This window comes from Streptomyces sp. NPDC031265, assembly GCF_055570295.1.
This window is the reverse complement of the sequence record NZ_JBVIHM010000015.1, coordinates 89986-114592: the sequence shown is the minus strand read 5'-3', so window position 1 is coordinate 114592 and position 24607 is coordinate 89986. Positions and strand designations below refer to the sequence as shown.

Annotated in this window: 14 protein-coding genes and 1 tRNA gene; 9 read left to right on the top strand and 6 right to left on the bottom strand. The window is 73.0% G+C overall.

All coding sequences use genetic code 11. The features are described from left to right. Positions 1-143: 143 nt before the first annotated feature. The 4 genes from tmk to ACZ499_RS23155 all read left to right on the top strand — a co-directional run bounded on the left by tmk (position 144) and on the right by ACZ499_RS23155 (position 6596). Positions 144-3449, top strand: a complete 3306-nt coding sequence (gene tmk / locus ACZ499_RS23170) for a dTMP kinase (RefSeq protein WP_468677534.1) — start codon at positions 144-146, stop codon at positions 3447-3449. A 102-nt stretch (positions 3450-3551) separates the two neighbouring features. Then, positions 3552-4757: a DNA polymerase III subunit delta' gene (locus ACZ499_RS23165; protein WP_468412908.1), complete on the top strand. Its 1206-nt coding sequence runs from the start codon at positions 3552-3554 to the stop codon at positions 4755-4757. Between the two features lie 124 nt (positions 4758-4881). Continuing rightward, the gene (locus tag ACZ499_RS23160; RefSeq protein ID WP_468677532.1) at positions 4882-6426 is read left to right on the top strand and encodes an alpha/beta hydrolase; all 1545 of its coding nucleotides are present in this window, start codon (positions 4882-4884) and stop codon (positions 6424-6426) included. A gap of 96 nt (positions 6427-6522) precedes the next feature. Then, positions 6523-6596 (top strand) — tRNA-Thr (locus tag ACZ499_RS23155). Positions 6597-6675: 79 nt separating this feature from the next. Here the strand turns inward: ACZ499_RS23155 and ACZ499_RS23150 are convergent. From ACZ499_RS23150 to ACZ499_RS23130, 5 genes are all read right to left on the bottom strand, one after another. Beyond that, positions 6676-7155, bottom strand: a complete 480-nt coding sequence (locus tag ACZ499_RS23150) for a hypothetical protein (protein ID WP_468677530.1) — start codon at positions 7153-7155, stop codon at positions 6676-6678. A 29-nt stretch (positions 7156-7184) separates the two neighbouring features. Then, positions 7185-7451: a hypothetical protein gene (locus tag ACZ499_RS23145; RefSeq protein WP_468412902.1), complete on the bottom strand. Its 267-nt coding sequence runs from the start codon at positions 7449-7451 to the stop codon at positions 7185-7187. Positions 7452-7535: 84 nt separating this feature from the next. Beyond that, positions 7536-11879, bottom strand: a complete 4344-nt coding sequence (locus ACZ499_RS23140) for a polymorphic toxin type 17 domain-containing protein (RefSeq protein ID WP_468677528.1) — start codon at positions 11877-11879, stop codon at positions 7536-7538. Next, on the bottom strand, positions 11876-12289 hold the full coding sequence (locus ACZ499_RS23135; RefSeq protein ID WP_468677527.1) for a hypothetical protein: 414 nt from the start codon (positions 12287-12289) through the stop codon (positions 11876-11878). Before ACZ499_RS23135 ends, ACZ499_RS23140 begins: the two co-directional genes overlap by 4 nt. A gap of 128 nt (positions 12290-12417) precedes the next feature. Continuing rightward, the gene (locus ACZ499_RS23130; protein WP_468412896.1) at positions 12418-13929 is read right to left on the bottom strand and encodes an FAD-binding oxidoreductase; all 1512 of its coding nucleotides are present in this window, start codon (positions 13927-13929) and stop codon (positions 12418-12420) included. Between the two features lie 257 nt (positions 13930-14186). Here ACZ499_RS23130 and pdxR point away from each other — a divergent pair, with 257 nt between their 5' ends. The 5 genes from pdxR (at position 14187) to ACZ499_RS23105 (ending at position 22727) form a co-directional block, all read left to right on the top strand. Next, entirely contained in the window at positions 14187-15617 is a 1431-nt protein-coding gene (pdxR, locus tag ACZ499_RS23125; protein WP_468677525.1) for a MocR-like pyridoxine biosynthesis transcription factor PdxR, read from the top strand. A gap of 72 nt (positions 15618-15689) precedes the next feature. Continuing rightward, entirely contained in the window at positions 15690-17408 is a 1719-nt protein-coding gene (locus ACZ499_RS23120) for an alpha/beta fold hydrolase (RefSeq protein WP_468677523.1), read from the top strand. Positions 17409-17751: 343 nt separating this feature from the next. Then, the gene (locus tag ACZ499_RS23115; RefSeq protein ID WP_468677521.1) at positions 17752-20820 is read left to right on the top strand and encodes an AfsR/SARP family transcriptional regulator; all 3069 of its coding nucleotides are present in this window, start codon (positions 17752-17754) and stop codon (positions 20818-20820) included. A 63-nt stretch (positions 20821-20883) separates the two neighbouring features. Next, positions 20884-21420: a SigE family RNA polymerase sigma factor gene (locus ACZ499_RS23110; protein ID WP_283142276.1), complete on the top strand. Its 537-nt coding sequence runs from the start codon at positions 20884-20886 to the stop codon at positions 21418-21420. 65 nt (positions 21421-21485) lie between these two features. After that, a complete protein-coding gene (locus ACZ499_RS23105) occupies positions 21486-22727 on the top strand; it encodes a hypothetical protein (protein WP_468677520.1) in 1242 nt (413 codons plus the stop codon). 150 nt (positions 22728-22877) lie between these two features. Here ACZ499_RS23105 and ACZ499_RS23100 read toward each other — a convergent pair whose 3' ends face one another. Next, a complete protein-coding gene (locus ACZ499_RS23100; RefSeq protein ID WP_468677519.1) occupies positions 22878-24575 on the bottom strand; it encodes a bifunctional 3'-5' exonuclease/DNA polymerase in 1698 nt (565 codons plus the stop codon). Positions 24576-24607 lie beyond the last annotated feature (32 nt).

Here is a 24607-nt window from a genome sequence, read left to right as displayed (position 1 = left end):
AGGCCTCATCCCGACAGCCCCCCCCGCCGCCCCTCGCTCCCCCCCCCCCCCCCCCCCCCCCCCCCCCCCCCCCCCCGAGCGGATCCCGCCCGTATGTTCGGGCGGGCCCTCGGGGATCTGGACGCTCCGGATAGGCTGGGCGGATGACGCGAGCCGAGCATCCCCAGAGCTCCGATGGCGTAGGGGGGACCCCCACGGTCGTGAGCCCCGTTTCCAACGCCCTAGCCGCAGACTCACGCGAGCGTGCCGTACGGGCCCTGTTGCGCATCCCGCCGCTGAGGCGGTTGTGGAGCGCGCAGTTCGTCGGCGGGATCGGCGACGCCCTGGCCGTACTCGTCCTGCTGCTGCTTGCCCTGCAGGCGGCGGTCTTTGAGGACGCCCTCGGCGGGGGCTACCGGGGCGCGGCCTTCGCCGTGGCCGCGGTGCTCGGCGCCCGGGTCCTCGCGACGTTCCTCTTCGGGGCGGTGCTGCTCGGACCCGTGTCCGCGCTGACCGCGCCCAGCGGTCCGCTCGACCGGCGCTGGACCATGATCGGGGCGGACGGCGTACGCGCCGCGTTGCTGATCGTCGCGCCGCTGTGGATCGACTGGACCCCCGACAACGCGCTGATCTTCCTGCTGGCCACCGTCTTCGTGGCCGGTGTCGCCGAGCGGTTCTGGACGGTGTGCAAGGAGAGCGCGGCGCCCGCGCTGCTGCCCGCGCCCCCGCTGGAGGGCGCCGCCGTGCGCCCGCTGCCGGACCATCTGGACGCGCTGCGGCGCCTGTCGCTGCGTACGACGTTCGCGTCCGTGCCGACGGCCGCCGCCGCCCTGCTGGTGGCCGCGCTCGTGAGCAAGGGCCTCGGCAAGGGCATCGACTGGTTCTCGCTGCACCAGGCGGCGCTCGGCTCGTACGTGGCGGCCGGTCTGTTCGCCGCGTCCGTCTCCGTCCTGGCGATGCTCGAACTTCCGGACTCCCAGACTCCGCGCGCCCGCTCGCCGCTGGAGGGGCTGCGCAGGCCCTCGACCGGCGCCGGTCCCGACAAGGGGCGTACGGGCGCGATTCCGCTGCTCGTGCCGGCCTGCGGGGCGGTCGCGGGCGCCCTCGCGTCGGCGGTGGCCGTGGCCGTGCTGCACGCGGCGGACCTCGGCGGCGGGCCCGCCTCATTCGCGCTGCTGGTGCTCGCTCTGATCGGCGGCGCGGGCGTGGGTATCCGTACCGCGCCGAAGGTGCTCCCCGTCCTCTCGCGGCGGCGGCTGCTCTCGCTGGCCATCGCGGTCACCGGGGTCGCGCTGCTCGCGATGGGGCTGGTTTCGGACACCGCGACGGTTCTGTTCATCGCGCTCCTCGCAGGCGTCGCCGCAGGTGTGGCGGCCAACAGCGGGCACACGCTGATCGACCAGGAGACCGAGGAGCACCGCCGGGCCCGCACCACCGACCACCTCCAGGCGGTCGTACGGGTCGCGATCGGCCTCGGCGCGATCCTCGCCCCGCTGGTCGCCGCCGCCATCGGCCCGCACCGTCTGGCCGGCGACGGATTCGTCTTCGCGCACGGCGGCGCCGGCTTCACGCTGATGCTCGTCGGCGCGCTGCTGCTGCCGGTCGCCGCGGTCGTCCTGGCCAAGACCGACGACCGGCAGGGCGTGCCGCTGCGGCGCGATCTGCGGGACGCGGTGCGCGGCGCCGACCCGGTGCAGGCCCCGGCCCCCACCGGCTTCTTCATCGCCCTTGAGGGCGGCGACGGCGCGGGCAAGTCCACGCAGGCGCAGGCGTTGGCCGAGTGGATCAGGGCCAAGGGCCACGAGGTCGTGGTGACCCGTGAGCCGGGCGCGACTCCGGTGGGCAAGCGGCTGCGCTCGATCCTGCTCGACGTCTCCAGCGCCGGGCTCTCCAACCGCGCGGAGGCCCTGCTGTACGCGGCGGACCGCGCCGAGCACATCGACTCGCTGGTCCGACCCGCCCTGGAGCGCGGCGCGATCGTCATCTCGGACCGCTACATCGACTCGTCGGTCGCCTACCAGGGCGCCGGGCGCGATCTGTCGCCGACCGAGATCGCCCGGATCAACCGCTGGGCGACGGGTGGTCTCGTACCGCATCTGACCGTGCTGCTCGACGTGTCGCCGGAGACTGCGCGCGAGCGGTTCACGGAGGCGCCGGACCGGCTCGAATCGGAGCCGCCCGAGTTCCACGCGCGCGTAAGGGCAGGTTTCCTCACCCTGGCGGCCGCCGACCCGTCCCGCTACCTGGTGGTGGACGCGGGCCAGGAGCCCGAGGCGGTCACCACGGTCGTACGCCACCGGCTCGACCAGGTGCTGCCGCTCTCCGAGGCCGAGGTGAAGGCCCAGGAGGAGGCGCGCAAGGCGGCCGAGGAGGAGGCCCGGCGCAAGGCCGAGGAAGAGGCCGCGCGCAAGGCCGAGGAGGAGCGCCTGGAGCGCGAGCGCCAGGCGCAGCTCGCCAAGCTGCGCGCCGAGGAGGAGGAGCGCAAGCGGCGCGAGCTGGAGGAGGCGCGCCGCCGCGAGGAGGAGCGCCAGGCGGAGGAGGCCCGGCTGCGGGCCGAGGAGGCCAGGCGTCTCGCCGAGGAGGAGCGCGTCCGGCGCGAGGCGGAGGCCAAGGCCGCCGAGGCCGAGCAGGCCCGGTTGCGCAAGCAGGCGGAGGAGCAGGCCCGGCTGCGCGCCGAGGCCGAGGAGCGCCGTCTGGAGAAGCAGCGCAAGGCCGAGGAGGCGCTGCGGCGGGCTGAGGAGGCCCGGCGGCTCGCGGAGGCGGCGAGTGCGGCGGCTGCGGCTGCGGCGACCGCGGCGGCCGCCGCGCCGACCGCCACGGGCTCTCCCTCCGCCCCTGCGACGGCGTCTCCCTCCGCTCCCGCCAAGGGCGCGGAGGCTTCGGCCACGCGCGCGAGGCGGAAGCCCGAGGCGGAGTCCGCCTCCGAGGTGACGGTGCCCACGCCCGTCGTGAACCCGGCCGGGCACCCCGAGGTGAGCCCCAACGAGATCACCCAGGAAGTCGCGGTGCCGGGCACGGACGCCCCCGGCCGGGCCGCTCGGGACGCCGCAGAGACCACGGTCCTGCCGCAGGTCCCGGCCGAGGCCGCCGAGACGACGGTGCTGCCGCCCGTACGGGACGCGGACGAGACGACTGTGCTGCCTCCCGTACGGGAGCGGGCGCGGGACGCCGAGGAGACGACGGTCCTGCCGCCGGTGCGGGACGCGGAGCGGTTCCCGCGGGGGATCTTCCGGGACGAGCAGGAGCAGCCCGAGCGGGCGAACGAGCGGACGCGGGAGCTGCCGCAGGTCGACCCCGAGCAGCTGGGCGCGGAGCCCGAGGCCGGAGCGGAGGCGAAGCGGGGCCGGCGGCCCAAGCGGCGTTCGGACTGGGCCGAGGAGACCCCGCTGGACGATCTGCCCTCGCTCGCCGACGAGCTGCTCGGGCCGCGCGCCGACGACGATGACGACCGCCGGGGCCGCCGCCGCTGACCTGCGGGAAAGCCGCGCCGGACGGGATTGTCCGACCCCTCCCTCACAATGGGGTCGTAGCGGGGACGTACGGGGCGGAACAGAGTGCGGAGGCGGTGACCCATGACGGTGTGGGACGACCTGGTCGGCCAGGACCGGGTGCAGGAGCAACTGGCCGCTGCCGCGCGTGACGCCGACACGCAGGTGACCGCGGTCTCGGCCGGCGAGCCCGTCCCGGACGCGTCGAAGATGACGCACGCGTGGCTGTTCACCGGGCCGCCCGGCTCGGGCCGGTCCACGGCCGCGCGCGCGTTCGCCGCCGCGCTCCAGTGCGTCAGCCCCGACCGGGCACTGGGCGGGCAGCCAGGCTGCGGGTTCTGCGACGGCTGCCACACCGCGCTCGTCGGCACACATGCGGACGTGCAGATCATCCGCACCGACCTGCTCTCCATCGGCGTGAAGGAGACCCGCGACCTCGTCCGGCGCGCCCAGCTGTCGCCCGCCGTCGGTCGCTGGCAGGTGATCGTCCTGGAGGACGCCGACCGGCTCACCGAGGGCGCGGGCAATGTGCTCCTGAAGGCCGTGGAGGAGCCCGCCCCGCGCACGGTGTGGCTGCTCTGCGCGCCGTCGCTGGAGGACGTGCTGCCGACCATCCGTTCGCGCTGCCGCCATCTGACACTGCGGACGCCGCCGGTCGAAGCCGTCGCCGAGGTGCTCACCCGTCGTGACGGCATCCCGCCGGAGACCGCCCTCGCCGCCGCCCGCGCCACCCAGGGCCACATCGGCCGGGCCCGCCGCCTTGCCACCGACGACCGCGCGCGCGCCCGCCGCGCCGCCGTGCTGAAGGTGCCGCTCCGGGTCGAGGACGTGGGTGGCTGCCTCAAGGCCGCCCAGGAGCTGGTCGACACGGCCGCCGAGGACGCCAAGCAGCTCGCGGAAGAGGTCGACGTCAAGGAGACCGATGACCTGAAGGCAGCCCTCGGCGCCCAGGCCGGAGGCCGTATGCCGCGCGGCACCGCCGGGGCGATGAAGGACCTGGAGGACCGCCAGAAGCGCCGCAAGACGCGTACGCAGCGGGACAGCCTGGACCTCGCCCTCACGGACCTCACCGGCTTCTACCGCGACGTCCTGGCGCTCCAGCTCGGCTCCCGTATCGCGCTGGCGAACGAGGAGGTACGGGACGCGGTGGACCGCATCGCGCGCGGCTCCGCGCCCGAGGGCACCCTGCGCCGCATAGAGGCGGTCCTCGCCTGCCGCGAGGCACTGGACCGCAATGTGGCGCCGCTGCTGGCGGTGGAGGCGATGACGCTGGCGCTGCGGGCGGGATAAGGCGACCGGGGACGATACCGCCCCCGCTCGTCCCCTGGCCCCGCAGTGGACCGGCTCACTCGTACGAGCCGTCGTCCGGCAACCAACGGGGCACATGCCGTCACTCCCCGGTTACGCTCCGGGGATGGACTCCAGGCGCCTGCTCCGTTCCTCCGCCCTCGCTGTCGCGACAGCCGGGCTGCTCGCCTCCGGATGCTCGTCGGGCAGCTCGTCCACCACCGCGACGGCGTCCACCACATCGGCCGCGGGCGCCCGGATGTCGGCCGCCCTGCGCACGTACTACCAGCAGAAGCTGACGTGGCGGGCGTGCGGCGTACCGGGCTTCGAGTGCTCCACCATGAAGGCGCCGCTGGACTACGACAAGCCGGCGGGCACCTCCATCAAGCTGGCGGTCGCCCGCAAGAAGGCCACCGGCCCGGGCAAGCGGATCGGGTCGCTCCTGGTCAACCCGGGCGGCCCGGGCGGCACGGCGGTCGGCTACCTCCAGCAGTACGCGGGCCTCGGCTACCCTGCCCCGGTCCGGGCCCGGTACGACATGGTGGCCGTCGACCCGCGCGGGGTGGCCCGCAGCGAGCCCGTCGAATGCCTGACGAGTCAGGAGATGGACGCGTACACCCAGGTCGACCAGACCCCGGACGACGACGCCGAGAAGGGGGCGCTCGCGACCTCGTTCAAGAACTTCGCGAAGGGCTGCGAGACCCGCTCCGGGAAGGTGCTGCCGCATGTCTCCACGGTTGAGGCGGCCCGTGACATGGACATCCTGCGGCAGCTGCTCGGCGACGAGAAGCTGCACTACGTGGGCGCCTCCTACGGCACCTTCCTGGGCGCGACCTACGCCGAGCTGTTCCCGGACCGCACCGGGCGCCTGGTCCTCGACGGCGCGATGGACCCGTCCCTGCCGGCCCTGGAGATGAACCGCGACCAGACGGCGGGCTTCGAGACGGCGTTCCAGTCGTTCGCGGCGGACTGCGTGCGGAGCAAGGACTGCCCGCTGGGCACGACGTCGGTGGCGGACGCGTCGACGCGGCTCAAGAAGTTCTTCGCCGACCTCGACGCGAAGCCGGTCGAGACCGGCGAGTCCCGCAAGCTCGGCGAGGCGCTCGCCACGACGGGCGTGATCGCCGCGATGTACGACGAGACGACCTGGCCCGAGCTGCGCGCCGGCCTCACGCGCGCGATGCACGGCGACGGCGGTGGCCTGCTGACCCTCGCCGACTCGTACTACGAGCGGGACGCGGAGGGGAAGTACGCCAACCTGATGTACGCGAACACGGCCGTGAACTGCCTCGACCTGCCCCCCTCCTTCGCCGGCCCCGACGCGGTCGACGCCGCGGTCCCCTCCTTCGAGAAGGCCTCCCCGGTCTTCGGCGAGGGCTTCGCCTGGGCGGCTCTGAACTGCGCGTACTGGCCGGTCAGGGCCACCGGCACCCCGCACCGCATCGAGGCGAAGGGCGCGGCCCCGATCGTCGTGGTCGGCACCACCCGCGACCCGGCCACCCCCTACAAGTGGGCGAAGTCCATGGCCTCCCAGCTGGCCTCCGGCAGGCTCCTCACCTACGAGGGCGACGGCCACACGGCGTACGGCCGGGGCAGCGACTGCATCGACACCGCGATCAACACGTACCTCCTGGAGGGCACGGCCCCGCCCGAGGGCAAGAAGTGCACCTGAGCTGCAGAAGTCCCTCGAACAGGGGTGGTCAGGAGCACCCCTGGAAACTGTGTAGACTTGGCCGCGTTGCTGATCGCACCATGGTGCGGACGGCGTGCCGCCTTAGCTCAGTTGGCCAGAGCAACGCACTCGTAATGCGTAGGTCTCGGGTTCGAATCCCGAAGGCGGCTCTGTGGAAGCCCCAGGACTCACTCGCCGTGACCTGGGGCTTTTGCTTTTGACGGATGCGGCGCCGACGCCGCGCGGGTGTCACCCCGCCCCCGCCGTCTCGACGGTCTCGACCCAGGTCGCTCGGAGGTCGTTGGCGTGGACCGTGATCGTGGCGTCGGTCAGGGCTATCTCGTGGGTGCAGCCGCCGTCGGCGGTGGGGAGGATCTCGTCGAGGAGCACGGCGTCGGACCGCATCCAGTCGATTTCGTGGTCGTAGGTGAGGGTGAAATGGACCACGCCGTCGTAGGTGATGCGAAGACCCGCGTCGTGCTTCCACTGGTTGGGGGCGAATTCGAGGGTGAGCGTTCCGCTCTTGTCCGTCGCGATCCGGATGTCGGAGAGCTCCAGGTCCTTCACGCACCGCGTGGCGTTCCGGGTGTAGTGGTCGGCGTCGGAGGCGAAGGCCCGGGCGCCGGGGGGCAGCGCTCCTTCGAGTTCGGGGAGCGCCGCCAGGTACGCAGTGGCGTCCGTGAAGAACCCCTGGAGGTCGCCGTCCCAGGCAGCCTTGACGTGTTTCATCTGCAACCGACCGCGTCGTTCCAGTCGCTCTAGTAGTAGTCCTCGTGCTTGCGGTCCTGGCCCGTCGGGGTCAGTTCGTGGCGTTCGAACTGCACCGTGTAGTCGTAGTCGTCCACCATGACCGCGTAGGCGGGGGGAACCTCGGGGTCGCGGGGTTCGGTGATGCCGAGGATCGCCCCGAGGCGGCCGGCCAGTTCCGGGCGGCGCGGGGAGTGGGTGATGCGCACTTCGGCGTAGAAGTGGAACGCGTCCTCTGGGGTCTGATCGGCCTGCTCGGTCTGTTCCATGGCGGTCATTCCGTTTCCTGCTGTCTCTGTCTCTGTCTCTGGCTCGGCGCCTGCGTCGTCCACTGTCTCACCGTCTCTCTGGGCTCTCTGGGCTCACTTGTGGGTGATCTCTCCGTCCAGGGAGACGTTCAGATGGCTGCCGTCACGGCTCAGCCAGCCGAGCTGGGCCCGGCCCTTCTTGCTCAGCTGCACGTCCCACTCGAACGGCTGGCCCGCGGTGCGCGACGGTCCCTTGATCCACTCGTTACCGAAGCGGTCGATGTAGCCCTTCCGCGTTCCCCGGGGCAGGCCCGAGTTCACATTGACGTCCTGCGACGGTACGAACCGGATGCGGCCGGAAGTCGGCAGCTGGGCCTCCTTGATGAGCCCCTTCACCCCGGTCCGGGGCTTCGACGTCGGTACCGGCTCGTCGCACGTCTTCAGCCCCAGCGGGTCGATCATCGACAGCGGGGTGTCGACGTATCCGTGGTGGTTCGGCGCCGGATCCAGCCCGAGGGGGTCCGCGGACAGGTAGCGCGCCGTTTCCGGGTCGTAGTAGCGGAAGTAGTTGTAGTGCAGTCCGGTTTCGGGGTCGGCGTACTGGCCGGGGAAGCGCAGGGGGCAGTCGGCCGTGCCTTCGTCCGGGGCGGTGGAGTGGCGGGCGCCCCACAGGACGTGGTGGTGCTGCCACGCCAACTCGCCGTCGGGGGACACCAGTTCCGTGGGGGTGCCCGCGGTGTCGGTGATGACGGCGTGGAAGCGGACGGTGCGGTCGGCGGTGGTGTCCTCGGCCAGCGCCGACAGGAGGGACGTTCCTCCGGTACGGACGAGAGGGCGGTGATCGGTCTGGGTGAGGGGACGGTGGGAGTCGGGGGCGTAGTCCCAGGTGGTGACCCGGCCGCCCGGGGCCTTCTGTTCGGCGAGGCGGGTGTCGTCCCACGTGAAGTCGGTGCGGTCGGCCGTCGAGCCGTCTTCGAGCAGCCGGTACTTGGCGATGCGGCGGCCCATCGGGTCGTACGCGTAGTGCCAGTGCTCTCCGTCGGGGGTCACCGCCCCGGTGAGGCGGTCCTCGGGGCTCCAGGTGTAGGTCCAGCTCCGGCGCTGCCCGTTGAGGAGCTTGCGGGTGCGGCGGACCAGGCGGCCCTGGGCGTCGTGCTCGTACGTCGTGTTCCCGGACCGGCGGATCAGGGTGCCCTCGAACTCGAACTCGAACTCGAACGCGCGCTCGCCGGTGGGCTCGCCGGTGGCTCCGCCGCTCGCCTCGCCCGTGGCCTCGGCGGCTGGGGCGGCGGCTGGGGCGGCGGCGCGGGTCAGGTTGCCCGCCGTGTCGTAGGCGTACGCCTCGGTCCAGCCGTGTGCCCGGACGCCGGTGACCCTGCCGGCCGGGCTGGTGGTGAACCTCCTCGTACCCGAGGACAGGTCGCGGATCTCGGTCGGATGGCCGTCCGCGCGGTAGGCGTAGGTACGGTGCTGGAGGAGGCGGTCGGCCAGGTCGGAGCGGGCGGTGAGGGACTGGGCGGCGAGGCGGCCCCCGGCGTCCCAGTCCTGATGCAGGGTGACTCCGTCGCCGATGCGGCGCGACGTCTCCCGGCCGGCCGCGTCGTACGAGAAGGTCAGCGTGCCCGCGTCCGAGGCCAGTTCGACCGCGCGACCGGTCGGGCAGTACGACCAGCGCGAGACCAGTCCCGACGGGGTGGTGCGGCTGACGAGCCGCTCGCCGGCGTCGTACTCGTATGTCGTGGTGCGGCCGTTCACCGTCTCGGCCGTCACCCGGCCGAGCGCGTCCCGGACGAGAGTGAGCTCCGCGTCGGCGTTGACCGCGCGGATCAGATGGCCGGCCGGGTCGTAGGCGTAGGTCGTGGTCCCGTCGTCCGCGGGGGAGCGCTGTTCGGTGATCCGGCCGAGCGGGTCCCGCGTGAAGTGGAGGGATTCACCTGCCCCGTTGGTGCGCGAGACCAGTTCGCCCGCCGCGTTGTAGGTGTAGCTGAGGGTGCGGCCGTTGAAGTCGGTCTCCGCGGTCGGGCGGCCCGCTTCGTCGTAGGTGTAGGTCCAGGTCAGGCCCTGGGCGTTGGTGACGCCCGTGAGTCGGCGCTCGGTGTCGTGGGTGAAGGTGTAGGTGGCGCCGTCGGCGGTGGTGTGGGTGGCCGGGACGTCGAACGGGGCGGGAGTGTGGCGGGTGGTGTGGCCGGCCTGGTCGGTGTGGGTGAGGGGGTTCCCCTCGGCGTCCCAGGTCCACGACTCCGTCGTGCCGTCGGGGTGCTCGCGCCGGGCGGGCCTGCCCTCCGTGGTCCAGGTGGTGCGGGTGGTGTGGCCGAGGGGGTCGGTGACCTCGGCCGGCCGGCCGAAGGGGTCGCGGCGGACCGTCGTGGTGCGGCCCAGCTCATCGGTGATCGCGGCAGGGAGGCCGGCCGGGTCCGGGGTGATGCGCCGCGTGCCGCCGAGGGCGTCGGTGACGGCGGTCAGATGGCCCGACCCGTCCCAGCTGTGGGTGGTCCGGGCGCCCAGCGGGTCGGTGGTGGTGAGGAGGTTGCCGAGTTCGTCGTAGGTGTGGCGCCAGGTGGCCCCGCCCGGCTCGACGACCTCGACGGCCTGGCCGAGCCGGTTGTAGGCGGCGCGGGCCACCGAGCCGTCGGGCAGGGTGAGTTCGGTGAGGTTGCCGTGCTCGTCGTACGCGTACCGGGTGGTGCGTCCGAGGGGGTCGGTGCTGGTGAGGGGATTGTCGCCGTACTCGTCCCACTGCGTGCGGGTGGTGTGGCCCAGTTGGTCGGTCTCCTCGACGACCAGGCCCTCGGCGTTGTAGCGGTGGCTGGAGGAGTGCCCCAGCGAGTCGGTGTACGTGGTGGTGCGGGCCACCTCGTCGTAGGTGAGCGTGCCGGAGAGGATGCCGTCGACGCCGTCGGTGCGTACGACGCGGCCGCGTTCGTCGTACACGTAGGAGAACCAGGTGCCGTTGCGGTCCGTCCACCGGGTCATACGGCCCTGGTCGTCGTAGGTGAACGTCAAGGGCCTGCCGCTGGAGTTGACGACCTCGCTGAGGTTCCCGGCGGCGTCGTATCCGTAGCGCATCACCACGGTGCCCGCGTCCGGGGGGAGTTGGCCGGTGTAGCGGTCGGGGGCCCGCTCCAGCAGGCGCAGGGCGGTGATGCGCGGGCCGTGGGAGTCGACGGCGAGGTAGTAGCCGCCGGAGTGGCGGATGCCCTCGGGGACGCCGCCGGCGTTGCGCTCGACATCGATGCGGGCGCCGCCTCGGTCCTGCCAGGCGTCGATGGGCAGGTGGAAGACGCCGGGGGTGGCGGAGTTCAGCGGGGTGCTGAAGGAGCGGACCACGCCGGTGGCCGGGTCGGTGATCGTCATCACGCCGTCCGGTTTGCCGTCCCACTCCAGCGGCCAGCGGGCGCCCTTGAGAGGCAGCACCGGCTCGCCGGGAGCCGGCACCGGGTAGACCAGGCGCATGCCGTCCGCGCCCGCGAAGACGACGCCCTCGCCGTCGATCTGGACGCATTCGTCCAGGGTGGAGATCCACGTCGGGCCGAAGCACACCCCGCCCCGGTAGGAGGACAGATGGGTGCGCTCGAAGACGAACGGCAGCGAGGCGGGCAGCGTCAGGTCGGTCTGCGACATGAGCATCGCCCCGGTCGCCACGTCGATGGGCTCTCCGACGCAACGGGTGCGCTCGCAGTTGCGTGCGGCGGGCCCGAGCTCGACCAGGTCGGGGCGGAGCGAGGGCGGGCGCAGCATGAACGGCGTCGGGTTGGTGAACGCGCCCTCGACTCCCGCCTTCACCACGCCGCTTCCGGCACCCAGCACCCCGCCGTAGATCATGCCGTCCTTGGCGGCCTGGTTGATCTCGTCCAGGCTGAAGCCGTCCTGCAGACCGGTGGCGATCTTCAGCGGCTGGGCCACGGCCAGGTCGACGGTGACCGACTCGACGCCGCCGAACGCGGCCGCGACCAGCGTCCCCGCCGCGATCTCCGCGACCGTGGTGGAGACCGCGACGCCCAGGGTGGCGCCCATCTCGATGATCACGTCGGCGGCCGCCACCGCCGCCCCCGAGGCCAGGCCCGCGGTGAAGAAGGCCAGGGCGATGCCGCCGGCGATCACCGCCGCGTCGATGCCGATCTGCGTCCACAGCTTGGTGATCGCGTCGTCCACCGCGTCCGCGAACTTCTCCAGCGCGTCCGCCATCTTCCGCGACGACTTGGCCAGATCGCTCAGCCAGCCCGCGTCCTTGCCCTTGGCGTACCGCTCCCAGAACGTGGTGAAGGTGTCGATCGCCTCACCCTTGTTGTTGTGGATGAGCGAGGTCGCCGTGTTGTTCACCGGGGTGCGTACGTCGTCGACCGCGTCCGCGAAGGTGCGCCAGGCCTGTGCCGCGTGCCGCAGGGTGCCCGAGTTCGCGTCCGGCCACCACATGCCCAGCTTGAGCAGGACCTTCTTGGCCTCGTCCTCGATGCTCACTCGGCACCGTCCTTGGGGCCGTCCTGCGGGCCGTCCTTCGGGGTCACCTTGGCGAACATCCCGGCGATCAACTCGTCGTTGTCCACATGCCCGTCCGACATGTCGATCATCGCCTCGTGAATGCTCGTCAGCCCGAGCACCAGGATCCCCGCCCCACGCTCGATCGCCTTCTGCTGCGGCTCGTAGGCATCCCCGAACGCCTTGCCCTGCTCGTCATCGCCCCAGGGCTTGCCGAAGCCGTCCAGCGCCTTCACCAGATTCGTCAGCGCGGTGCTCAGGTTCTTCGCCTGTTCGTGGAAGACCGGCGCCGACAGCTTCAGATCAGCCGTCTTGATGTCCAGAACCTTGCCGTCGTCGCCCACCGGCACCTTCCCCCGTCGATCCCGCACGCGCCCTTGCGACTCGCGCATGCCATTCCTTGACCGTAGGAGGCCAGAGTCATGGGATCGCAAAGCGGAGGTCGTGGGTACGTAACGAAAGGCCAGGTCGGATCCGCTCCGACCTGGCCTTTACGGGTTCAAATGACGCTCGGGTGACGTCAGTCGATGCCCTGTGCGAACGAGAACACCCCGTACGGGTCGTACTTCGACTTGACGTAGGACAGGCGGTCGTAGTTCTCGCCGTAGTACGCCGTGCGCCAGTCCGTCAGGGCCGGGTCGATGAAGTTCTGGTACGACTCGCCCTTCGAGATCGGGTTCACCGCGGTGAAGCCGTTGTCGACGAAGCGCTGGCCGGAGGCGAGCTGGTCGCCGGAGAGGATGCCGTAGGCGAACGTGTAGTACGACATCAGCAGGGTGCTGTCGCGGTGGACGTACGCCGTCGAGGTGCGCGGGACCTTGTTCGCGGCGCCGCCGAGCGCCATGATCTCGAACTTGTGGAAGTGGCCGGCCGTGCGCTCGGTGTCGAAGACGCCGACCAGACGGGCCCACTCGGTCTCCGAGGGCGACCGGCTCAGCAGCCGGCCGCGGCCCAGGACGTGGCCGAACGGGGCGAGCTTGCCGTTGGCCGGGTCCCAGGTGTTGTTGTGGCACTGCTGCTGCGAGTACGTGCCGCAGCCGAAGATCTTCATCATCGCGGACTTGTAGGTGTCCGTGTAGACGTTCTGCTGGATGGGGGCCGCGCCCGTCAGGGCAGTCAGCCGGGCGATCTCGGTGTCGAACTCCGCGCGCGTGCCGATCGAGGTGACGAGCAGCGTCACCAGCGGGGCGTTGCCCGCCGCCGAGTCGAACAGGTCGATGTTGGAGCGGCTGCCGAACGTGGTCGGCGCGGTCTCCAGCCACTGGGTGAGGCCGTGCATCGCGCCGACCGCGTGGTCGTAGCTGAACAGCAGCTCGGCCACGTTCAGGTTCGGGACGGCGGTCGGGGTGACCGTGTACTGGGTCACGATGCCGAAGTTGCCGCCGCCGCCACCGCGGATCGCCCAGTACAGGTCCGGGTTGGAGGTCGGGGACGCGGTGACCTGGCGGCCGCTGGCGAGGACGACCTTCGCCGAGGTCACCTTGTCCGCGCCGAGCCCGTGCTGGCGGGTGAGCAGACCGACGCCGCCACCCTGGAGGAAGCCGCCGAGCGCGACGGTCGGGAACATGCCGCCCGGGATGGCCAGGCCGCTCGCGCCGAGGCCGTTGACGAGGTCGACCAGCTGCGTACCGCCGCCGACGGTCGCCGTGCCGGAGCCACCCGTCACCGCGTTCAGCTTCGAGACGTCGATGACCAGGCCGGTGGTGGTCGAGTAGCCGCCGCCGCTGTGGCCGCCGCTGCGGGCCGTCACCGGGATGTCGTGGTACTCGGCGAAGATCAGGCTGGTCGTCACGTCGGTGGCGTTCGCCGCGTACACGACGGCCTGCGGATTGGTCAGGCTGTACTGGCCGTACTCGACGGTCTTGGCCGCCGCGTACGAGGAGTCGGACGGCAGCACCAGCGTGCCCGTCAGATTCGCGCGCAGCCGGTCCCATTGGCTCGTCGTCGTGGCGGTGGCGGTGGTGAACCCCGACAGGGACAGGGCCGCGGCTCCGGCCCCCGCCATCCCGATGAACGACCTGCGTGTGATCATGCCTTGCTCTCCCCTGTGAGCCTCGTTGATCCCCTGGATCCGAGGGATCGGAATCCTGCCACGGATTCCGGCCGACAGGTGGGGCAGTTGGCCAGTACGGCGCGACCTCGACTACCGCTCAAGTCCCGCTGGAGCTGGGGTTGTTCGGGATCCGGAGGGTCCGCCGCCGCGTTCAAGTGTGGAGCTTGACGTGGTCCGCGGCCGTGTCCGCGCCCCCTAGGCTGAACGCGTAGCGACCACGTACAGGGCGGGTGTTCATGGCGGACTCATGGGTCAATTCCGCGGCGCGGATCGGCGCCGACCTCCATGTGGAACTGGCCGGATCCGGCAGCCGGCGGGCCGCGCTCATCCGCGCGCTGCGGTCCGCCGTCCAGGACGGGCGGCTCGCGCCCGGCACCCGGCTGCCCCCGTACCGCTCGCTCGCCGCCGACCTCGGCCTCGCCCGCAACACCGTCGCCGACGCGTACGCCGAGCTCGTCGCCGAGGGCTGGCTGACCGCGCGCCAGGGCTCGGGCACCAGGGTCGCACCGCGCGCCGAGCCCGTACGGGCCGCCCGGGTGCCCAAGAAGGTGCCGCGCCGGACCGCCGCCCCGGCGCACAACCTGATGCAGGGCCAGCCGGACGCCGGGTCGTTCCCGCGCGGCGCCTGGCTGACGGCCGCCCGCCGCTCGCTCAACGCGGCCCCCAACGAGGCGTTCGGGCCGGGCGACCCGCAAGGCCGCATCGAGCTGCGCCGGGCGCTCGCCGGGTATCTGGCGCGGGTGCGGGGCGTACGGACCACGCCCGAGCGCATCGTGATCTGCTCCGGCTTCGCCCACGCCCTGCGGCTGCTCTTCGGCGGCCAGGTGCTGCGCGGTCCGCTCGCCGTGGAGTCGTACGGACTCGCCTTCCACCGCTCGCTGCTCGCGGCGGCGGGCGTACGGACCGTGCCGGTCGGGCTCGACGAGCAGGGCGCGACGGTGGCGGAGCTGGCGGAACAGCCGGCGCTCAAGGGCGTACGGGCCGCGCTGCTCACCCCCGCCCACCAGTTCCCGACCGGCGGACCGCTGCACCCGGAGCGGCGCGCGGCCGTCGTCGACTGGGCACGCGCCCGGGGCCGGGTGATCCTGGAGGACGACTACGACGGCGAGTTCCGCTACGACCGCGAGCCGGTAGGTGCGGTGCAGGGGCTCGATCCCGAGCGGGTCCTCTACATCGGCTCGGTCAGCAAGAGCCTGTCCCCGGCGGTGCGGCTCGGCTGGATGGTGCTGCCCGAGCAGCTCGTCGACCCGGTGCTCGCGGCCAAGGGCCAGCGCGAGGCGTGGGCGAGCGTCCTGGACCAGCTGACCCTCGCGGACCTGATCGAGAGCGGCGGCTACGACCGGCACGTACGGCGGATGCGGCAGCACTACCGGGGCCGCCGCGACCAGCTCCTCGCCGCCCTCGACGAGCACGCCCCGCACATCACGGCGGCCGGGATCGCGGCCGGTCTGCACGCCGTGCTGCGGCTGCCGCCGGGCACCGAGCGGGCGGTCCTGAAGGCCGCGGCCTGGCAGGGGATCGCGCTCGACGGGCTCGCCGGCTACCGCCACCCGGACGCGACCATGCCGGGTCAGGACGGTCTGGTCGTCGGCTATGCCACCCCGCCCGACCACGCCTATCAGGCGGCTCTGGACGCCTTGTGCCGCGCGCTGCCTCCGGCGCCATGACTTCACGGGACCTCGGGGACTTGAGGGACTTTAGGGTGGACGGCACGGCGATCACGAGGGGGAGTGGCTGAAGTGGCCGAAGTTACGGAGCTGGTCGGAGAGTTCGACGGGGAGCGGATCAGCTGCGCGGTGGCGGAGCCCGACGGAGTGATCCCCTCCGTCACGGTCGTCCTGCTGCACGGCGCCGGAATCGGCGACAAGGCGCGGCTCGCGGAGCTGGCGGAGGACTTCCGCTCCCGTGGCCACCGCGTCCTCGCCCTCGACTTCTCCGGGCACGGAGCCTCCAGCGGTGACCTCGCGGAGCTGAGCCTGGAGCGCCGGTTCCGGCAGGCGCGGGAGGCGGTCGACGCGTACGTTCCGCCCGGCCAGAGCCTGGTCCTGACCGGCTTCAGCATGAGCGGCCAGACCGTCGCCGATCTGGCCGCGCACTACGGCTCCCGGGTCGCGGGCATCGGGCTGTGCGCGCCCGCCGTGTACGCGGACGCGGCCTGGTCCGAGCCGTTCGGGGCCGAGCCGGGAGCGCCGGGGACCCCTCCAGGGGCGCCCGTCTCGCGCTTCACCGAGATCCTCCGTACGCCCGACAGCTGGCGCGGCTCGCGCGCCCTGGACGTCTTCCAGGCGCTGCGCACCCGGGTGGTCCTGGCCGTACCAGAAGTGGACGAGATCATTCCGTACGCCGTCACGGAGGCCGTGACACAGGCGCTGGCCGCCGGGAACGAGTCCCGCTTCACCCGTCTCGCCTTCGAGGGCGCGCACCACCGGCTCGGGGTGTGGTTCAGGGAGCACCCGGTCGAGCGCGGCCGGTTCGTGGACGCGGTCCTGGACGATCTGGGCGCGGACGGCTGGGAGCTGACCCGCCGCTGGGTCGACAAGTCACTGCCGGAGGGCGAGCGGGTCCGGGACGCGGTGGCGCTGCGGGGCGGATGGACGTCGCAGATGCGGCTGGTCCGTACGGAAGACGTCGACGGTGTAGGTGCAAAACAAGCCACTCCCGTACGCGAGTTGGTGCTGCGCTCCTTCGCCAAGCCCTTCTACCGGCGGCACGCGGCCGGTCTCCTCGCGCGCGAGGCCGCGGTGCTCGGGCTGCTGGCCGGGACGGACGTGCCCGCGCCCGTACTCGTGGCGGCCGACCCGCAGGGCGAGCACTGCGACCACCCCTCGCTGCTGATGACCCGCCTGGACGGCGCGGTCCGGCTCGACGAGGACGGTCTGGAGCGCCGGATCGGGCTGCTCGCGCGGCAGTTGCTGGACATCCACGGCGTCCGGGTGGCGGAGGCCGGCCGGCCCCGGGAGTACGAGCCGTGGACCTCCGCCGACCGGGTGCGCGTCCCGGCGGACACCCGGCGGCCCGACGTCTGGCACCGGGCTGTCGACGTCATCCGGCAGCCGCCGCCCCCGTACGAGGGGTGCTTCCTGCACCGGGACTTCCACCCGGGGAACGTGCTGTTCAGCGGCGTGGGCGACGGGCTGCGGATCAGCGGGGTCGTCGACTGGGTGGAGACGTCGTGGGGCCCGGCCGCGCTCGATGTGGCGCACTGCTCGACGGCGCTGGCGCTGCTGCACGGGGTAGGGGCGGCGCGGGAGTTCGTGGCGCGGTACACCGCCGGGGGCGGACGGCTCGGCGGCGGCCTGCTCCACTGGCAGCTCCTGGACGCGCTGGCATACGCGCCGGACGCCGAGAAGGTCGCGGGCCCGTGGCGGGAGCTCGGGCGCACGGACCTGACGCCGGAGCTGCTGACCGGGCGGCTGGAGGAGTACATCGCGTCGCTGCTCGACGGAGAGGCCGACTAGGACGCTCGGGCGGCCCAAAGGTTGTACCCGATCGTAAAATTGGCGCAAAATCGCTGGTGCCGGTCAGCGGTCGTCCCGCTTCGGCGAGCAGGCGCGGATCGAGTGGCGAAGAGGCGTCCGTGGACGCGGGCAGGACGAGGTCCCCGGGCACTCACCTGGGATGCCCGAGGACCTCTCTGTCCTTCAGATCCGTTCCGACGGCGACACTCCCCCGAGTGTGGTTCTCCACCGAGCGCCGGCGGACCGGATCCGATGGACAGATCTAATCAGCGCCCACCAACAGATCGCTAACATGTGGCCAACGGTCAACGGGGCAGCCGGTGGACGGGCAGTGGGGAAACCGGTGGAGGTCGGAGTGTGCGTGCGGTTCGGCCTGCTCGGCCCGCTGACCGTGGGGGGCGAGCCCGTCGGCGGCGGCAAGGTCCGGTCACTGCTCGCCGCCCTTCTGATGCGGCCCGGCCGGGTCGTCCCCGGTGACGATCTGAAGCTGGCGCTGTGGGGCGGCGAGCCGCCCGCCTCCGCCACCGCGTCACTGCACAACCACGTCGCCAGGCTGCGGCGGCTGCTCGACTCCGAGGACCGGGTACGGGCCGTGCCGCCGGGATACGTCCTGCGGGTCGATCCGGGCGAGCTCGACACCCAGGTCTTCGAGGACCACGCGCGCGTGGCGCTCGCCGCGCACAACCGGGGCGACTGGCCGGTGGTGGCCGAGGAGACCGCCGCCGCCCTCGCGCTGTGGCGCGGCGCGCCACTCGGCGGGCTCTACGACCCGGCCGACGGCGAGCCCGCCCTCGTCCAGCGGCTCGGCGAGACCCGGCTGCTCGTCCTGGAGTGGAAGTACGAGGCGGAGCTGCGGCTCGGCCGCCATGAGGGGATCGGGCCGGAACTGGCGGCGCTGACCGCCGCGTTCCCGCTGCGCGAGGCCTTCCACCGGCAGCTGATGCTGGTGCTGCACCGCACCGGCCGGCAGGCGGAGGCGCTCGCCGTGCACCAGCGGCTGCGCCGCACCCTGGTCGAGGAGGTGGGCGTCGACCCGGGGCCCGCCGTCCAGGAGGCGCACCGGGAGATCCTGCGGGAGCCCGCCCCGCGCGCCGAGCTGCCCACCCCGGCCCAACTACCTCCCCGACCAGCCCATTTCACCGGCCGCGACGACCTGGTGGCGCAGCTCTGGACCGCCCTGACCCAGCGGCGGCGGCAGCCGGAGGCGCCCGTGCCCCCGAGCACTCCCGTAGGCGCCCCGCGCGCCCCCGCCTACCCGGCCGCCCTCGCGGCCCTCACCGCGCTCGCCGGACCTGCTGCCCCGGCACGGCCGGGCCGCGTCCCCGCGCCGCCCGGATCCGCCGCCCGGCACGAGAGCGCGCCCGCCGCCACCCTCGCCGTGGTCACCGGCATGGCCGGGGTCGGCAAGAGCGCGCTCGCCGTCCATGTGGCGCACGCCCTGCGCGAGGAGTTCCCGGACGGGCAGCTGTATCTGAACCTGCGCGGCGCGACCCCGGGGCTCCCCCCGCTCCCGCCGATCCAGGCGCTCGCCGCGCTGCTCAACGCGCTGGGCGTCGACTCCCGCAACGTTCCCGACACCCCCGACGCGGCCGCCGCGCTGCTGCGCTCCCGGCTCGCACCGACCCGTACGCTCCTCGTCCTCGACGACGCGGCCTCCGCCGCCCAGGTGCGGCCGCTGCTGCCCGCGGGGGACGGCTGCGCGGTGGTCGTGACCAGCCGGTCGCCGCTGGCCGCGCTCGACGGCGCGACGCGCTTCCCGCTCGCCCCGATGACGGCCGCCGAGAGCCTCGGCCTGCTCCGGGCGATCTCCGGGCGTCAACTGGTCGACGGCGCCGCCAGGCTGGTCGAGCTCTGCGGACGGCTGCCGCTGGCGCTGCGGGTAGCGGCCGCCCGGCTCGCCGCCCGCAGCGCGCTCAGCCCCGACGCGCTCGCCGGACTCCTCGACGCCGAGGACGGGCGCCTCGACCACCTGGAGTACGACGACCTGAGCGTGCGTCGCTCGCTCGCCGTCGCGCTCGGCGCGCTCGACCCGGACGCGGCGCTCGCGCTGCGCCGCCTGGGAGCGCTGGACCTGCCCGTGTACGAAGTCCCCGTCGTCGCCCGGCTGATGGGTCTGCCGGAGCAGCGGGCGGGGGACGCCCTCGACCGCCTCGTCGAGGTGGCGCTCCTGGAGGAGATCTCGTACGGGCGGTACGCGCCGCACGACCTGGTCCGCGACTTCGCCCGTGAGCTGGCCGCCCGGGACGACGGTCGGGAGGCGGCCGTCGAGCGCGGGCTGCGCTGGTACGCCGAGGCCGCCCGGCAGAGCGGCCTGGCCCTGTCCCCGCCCGAACGCGAGGGCCCCGCGCGCGTACCCGAGCCCGTCGGGGACGCCGCCCCCTTCCCGGACACCGCGGCCGCGCTGGCCTGGGGGGACCGCGAACTGCCCGCCGTCCTGACGCTCACCGAGCGGTACGCGCGCTGCTCACCGACCGTGTTCCTACTGGTCAGGGCGTACTTCAGCCATCTCCAGTACCGGGGCAAATACGCCGCGCTGCGCCACCTCAACCGGTTCGTCCTGAGCGCCGCCCGGACGAGCGGCGACCGGGTCGCGCAGGCGCACGCCCTCGGGGACCTGGCCGGGGCGAACTTCCTGGCCAGCCGCATCGAGGAGGCCCTGGCCCTCAACGACGAGGCGATCGCGCTCTGGCAGGAGCTCGGGGAGCGGGGCCGCACCCAGCGCACCCTCGCCAACCGCGGCATGCTCCTGGAGCGCCTCGGCCGGCACGCCGAGGCCGCCGAGCCGCTCCAGCGGAGCCTGGCCCTGACCCGCGAGCTCGACGACGCCTACGGCGAGGCGATCATCCTCAGCCACCTCGGCAACCTGCACGAGCACACCGACGCGCGAGTGGCCATCGCCTACCACGAGCGCAGCCTCGCGACCGGCTGCCGTATCGGCAGCGAGCTTCTGGCGCACACCGCGCACTGCAACATCGGGTACGCCCACCTCACCCTGGGCGAATGGGCCGCCGCCGTCGGCCACTTCGAGCGGGCGCTGCGGATCCTCGGCGAACAAGGCGACTGGCACGGGCGCTCCCAGTCCGGGGTCGGTCTGGTCCGGGTCCTGGGCGAACTGGGCCGTACCGACGAGGCGTACGCCGCCTGCGCGGACCTGCTCGACCAGGCCGTCGAGCGGTGCGACGCGTACACCGAGGGGCTGGGCAGACGTGAATACGGCCGCCTGGAGCGGTCGCGCGGCCGTCTCGCGCAGGCGCGGGTCCAGTGGGAGCTGGCGCTGACGGCGCTGGAGGGCGGCGACCCGAAGGCGTACGCGGAGGTGGCGGAGCTGCTGGTGGGGCTGGACGCGGGGCAGGGCGCCGGGGTGGGTGCGCGGGAGGACGGGGAGGGGCGGGTCGCGGCGGAAGCCGGGTGAAACATTCCCGGGCCCCCGTCGCGTCAATGAGGTGTAGGGGAGGTCAACGGGTCGGGGGAGAGCATGAGAAAGCTGGGGCAGCCGAGGCAGCCGAAACAAGCGCGTACGGATGAGTTCCTGGAGTTCGCGTCAGGCAGAGCGAACCACCTCTTCCGCGCCGCGTGCCTGCTGACCAGTGGAGACACTCATCTCGCCGAAGACCTGGTGCAGGAGACGCTGGGCCGGATGTATGCGCTGTGGGGCCGGATCTCCCGGATCGACAACCCCGCGGGATACGCGCAGACGATCCTCGTGCGCACGTTCCTCACCCACCGGCGACGGCGCTCGGCCGACGAACGGCCCATAGGGGAACTGCCGGACCGGCCCGTGACCACGGACGGGGACCCGGCCCTGCGGCTCGCGCTGCTCGACGCGCTCGCCCGGCTCGCGCCCAAGGACCGCGCGGTGGTGGTCCTGCGGTACTGGGAGGACCGCAGTGTCGAGGAGACGGCCGAGGCGATGCGGGTCAGCTCGGCCGCGGTCCGCACCCGTTCGGTGCGCGCGCTGGCGAAGCTGCGCGAACACCTGGGCGGCAGCCTGGCGGAACTCGCAGCGCTCTGACGACCACGCACCACGCACGACTGACCACCGACCACTGACCACGAAGCGAGGAGTGGGGTTCCACCATGCCTTTTGAAGACCAGCTCGGTGACGCGATGCGCAGCACCGGCGACGGCTTCGTCCCGCAGGACAGCCACGCGCTGCTCGACGGCGCCTTGATCAGCGGCCGCCGCCGGTTGGCCCGGCGCCGGGCCGCCACGGTGACCGGCAGTGTGGTGGCGCTGGCCGCGGTGGGCCTCGGCGGCGCCTGGGCGGGCGGGCTGGTCGGCGGCTCGTCCGGCGGCTCGGGGGGCTCGGGCGGTGCGGCCGCGTCCGTGGCGGCGCCGCCCAGGTCGACTCTCCCGGAGGGGGTGTCGGTCGACGCCGAACAGATGATCAAGAACCTCATCTCGCTCCTCCCGCAGGGGAAGACCAGTGACGAGCAGGGCAGTGGCACGGGTGGCCCGGCCGGCAAGCCCGAGATGCCGACCGCGTCGGTCGTCTTCGACGACGGCAAGGGCAAGGGGTCGATCGGGATCACGCTGAGCACGATCGATCCGGCGGGCCAGGGCGCCACCGGGTATGTGGCCTGCCCGTCGAAGGCGATCACGGACTACGACCACTGCGCTGCCGAAGTGCTGCCCGACGGCTCGCGGTTCATGTTCTTCCAGGGGTACGAGTACCCGGACCGCCGCGAGGAGACGAAGAGCTGGCGGGCCACGCTGATCACCCCGAAGGGCGTGCTGGTCGACGCGAGCGAGTACAACGCGCCCGCAGAGAAGGGCGCGAAGATAAGCCGCGTCGACCCGCCGCTGACCGGAGCGCAGATGAAGGCGCTGGTCACGGCCGAGGTGTGGAAGACGACCATGGCGGGTGCGAAGGTGCCGCGCCCGGAGGCGGTGCACCCGGCCGAGCCGAGCGGGGCCTCGATGCAGGCCGAGCTGGTCGCCTCCCTGCCGAAGGGACTCAAGGTCGTCGACCAGGGAAACCAGGGTGGCTACGCGTTCGCGGTCGTGGACGACGGCAAGGGCAAGAGCCTGGTCGGCATCAACGTCCAGCCCGGGATGGGAGACGTCCCGCTGCAGGGCGCGGTGTCGACGCTCCCCGACGGCACCCGGGTCGGCGAGGAGCAGCGTCCGGGCGAGAAGGGCGGCGCGGGCGTGGTGTGGTGGACGGTCGACACGATCCGCAGGAACGACCTCCGCGTGGTCATCAGCGCGTTCAACACGGGCAACCAGAACGCCTCGGCGACGCGCGCCACTCCCGCACTGACGATGTCCCAGCTGAAGGCGATAGCGCTCGATCCGAAGTGGGAGAAGCTGAGCTGAGCGTTCCGCTGGGAGGTGTGGTGATGCTGCGGACCGGCTGTGGCTTGTCGCTCCCCCACGTTCTCGGCTTCGCTCGAACAGGGGGGACCTCCATCGCGGCGGAGCCGCATGTGTCACGGCCCCGCGCCCCTGTGGGGTCGCCGTGGGCGCTCACTTCGCCTCCGAATACCGCTCCACCACCGCCGTCGTGAACGGGAACCTCACCGGGGTCTCGCCGAAGGCGATCCGGCCGGCGAGTTCGCCCGCCGTGCGGATCGCCTTCACGACCTGGGGGGCCTCGGCCTCGGGGCAGTGCACGATGACCTCGTCGTGCTGAAAGAAGACCAGCTCGGCCCGCGTCCCCGCGGCGGCGAGCTCCTGGCGCAGCGCGGCTAGCAGCAGCAGCGCCCAGTCGGCGGCGCTGCCCTGGACGACGAAGTTGCGGGTGAAGCGGCCTCGGGCTCGGGCGTTGGTGGACGCGTATCCGGGGGTGAACTCCCCGTCCGGGGAGGGAAGTTCGGCGCCGCCCTCCTGGGGCAGGCCCGCCTCGCCGTCGTCGCCCGCCCCGGCCGCGGGCGGGCTGGTGCGGCCGAGCCAGGTCCGTACGAGACGGCCTTCCTCGCCCGCCTTCGCGGCGTCGTCCACGTACGCCACGGCCCGGGGGAAACGGCGGCGCAGGGCGGCGAGGTTCTTGAGGCCGTCGCCGGACGTCTGCCCGTAGATCGCGCCAAGGAGTGCGAGCTTCGCGTGGTCGCGGTCGCCGGAGAAGGCGCGGTCGGACAGGGACGTGTAGAGGTCGCCGTCGTGCCCGGCCACCTCCATCAGCCCCGGGTCGCGGGAGATCGCGGCGAGCACGCGCGGCTCCATCTGGTCGGCGTCGGCCACCACCAGGCGCCAGCCCTCGTCGGCAACGACCGCCTGTCGGATGACCTTGGGGATCTGCAGTGCGCCCCCGCCGTTGGTGGTCCAGCGGCCGCTGACCGAACCTCCCGGGGTGTACCCGGGGCGGAAGCGGCCGTCGCGCACCCAGTCGTGCAGCCAGCTCCAGCCGTGCGCGGTCCAGATCCGGTACAGCTTCTTGTACTCGACCAGCGGCGCCACGGCCGGATGGTCGATCTCCTCCAGGGCCCAGCGGCGCGTGGAGGTGATCCGGAAGCCCGCCTCGGCGAACGCCTTGATGACGTCGGCGGGCAGATCGGGCCGGACCCGGCGGCCGAACGCGGCCGACACCCCGTCCGCGAGTTCGGCCAGCCGGCGGGGCTCGCCGCCGCCCGCGTACCGCTCGCCGAGCAGTTCGTGCAGCAGCGCGCGGTGGACGTCCGCGCGCCAGGGCAGGCCCGCCCGGTTCATCTCGGCGGCCACCAGCATCCCGGCGGACTCGGAGGCGGTGAGCAGCCGCATCCGGCCGGGGTGCTCGGCCTTCTCGTGCCGCCGCTGCTGCTCCGCGTACACCTCGACCAGGGCTTCGAGCGGCAAGGCGGTGCCGCTCGGCGGCTCGAAGAGGGGGGATTGGCGGCCGGGCTCGGCGGCGCGGGCGGGCGGGTCCGCCGGTACGGGCAGGTGGCGCAGCCGGGCCCAGGCGGCCGCTGCCGAGCGCGGCTCCCCGAGGCGGCCCTCGTGGCCGAGGAGGAGCAGCTCGGCGGCCTCGATGTCGTAGCACCGCTCGACGCGGACGCCGGCGGCGAGCAGACGCGGGTAGAGGTCGGCGGTGGAGCGCCACACCCAGCGCCCCACGTCGGGCCGCGCCCGGACCGCCCCGGCCAGATCGGGCTCGTGCACCACGGGCCCCTCGGGCAGCCCGTCCCGCCCGAGGGCGACGAGCCGCGCGCCGCCGTCCTCGGTGGGGTCCAGTGCCCATTTTTCGTCCACGAGTGCGAGTGTGGCACCGGCCACTGACAACG

Bases quoted from the DNA above. Each gene is read 5' to 3' on its own strand.
- ACZ499_RS23110 (WP_283142276.1), top strand. From the start codon at position 20,884: ATGAGAAAGCTGGGGCAGCCGAGGCAGCCGAAACAAGCGCGTACGGAT.
- ACZ499_RS23130 (WP_468412896.1), bottom strand. From the start codon at position 13,929: ATGATCACACGCAGGTCGTTCATCGGGATGGCGGGGGCCGGAGCCGCG.
- ACZ499_RS23105 (WP_468677520.1), top strand. From the start codon at position 21,486: ATGCCTTTTGAAGACCAGCTCGGTGACGCGATGCGCAGCACCGGCGAC.
- ACZ499_RS23145 (WP_468412902.1), bottom strand. From the start codon at position 7,451: ATGACCGCCATGGAACAGACCGAGCAGGCCGATCAGACCCCAGAGGAC.
- ACZ499_RS23135 (WP_468677527.1), bottom strand. From the start codon at position 12,289: ATGCGCGAGTCGCAAGGGCGCGTGCGGGATCGACGGGGGAAGGTGCCG.
- ACZ499_RS23150 (WP_468677530.1), bottom strand. From the start codon at position 7,155: ATGAAACACGTCAAGGCTGCCTGGGACGGCGACCTCCAGGGGTTCTTC.
- ACZ499_RS23165 (WP_468412908.1), top strand. From the start codon at position 3,552: ATGACGGTGTGGGACGACCTGGTCGGCCAGGACCGGGTGCAGGAGCAA.
- tmk (WP_468677534.1), top strand. From the start codon at position 144: ATGACGCGAGCCGAGCATCCCCAGAGCTCCGATGGCGTAGGGGGGACC.
- pdxR (WP_468677525.1), top strand. From the start codon at position 14,187: ATGGCGGACTCATGGGTCAATTCCGCGGCGCGGATCGGCGCCGACCTC.
- ACZ499_RS23160 (WP_468677532.1), top strand. From the start codon at position 4,882: ATGGACTCCAGGCGCCTGCTCCGTTCCTCCGCCCTCGCTGTCGCGACA.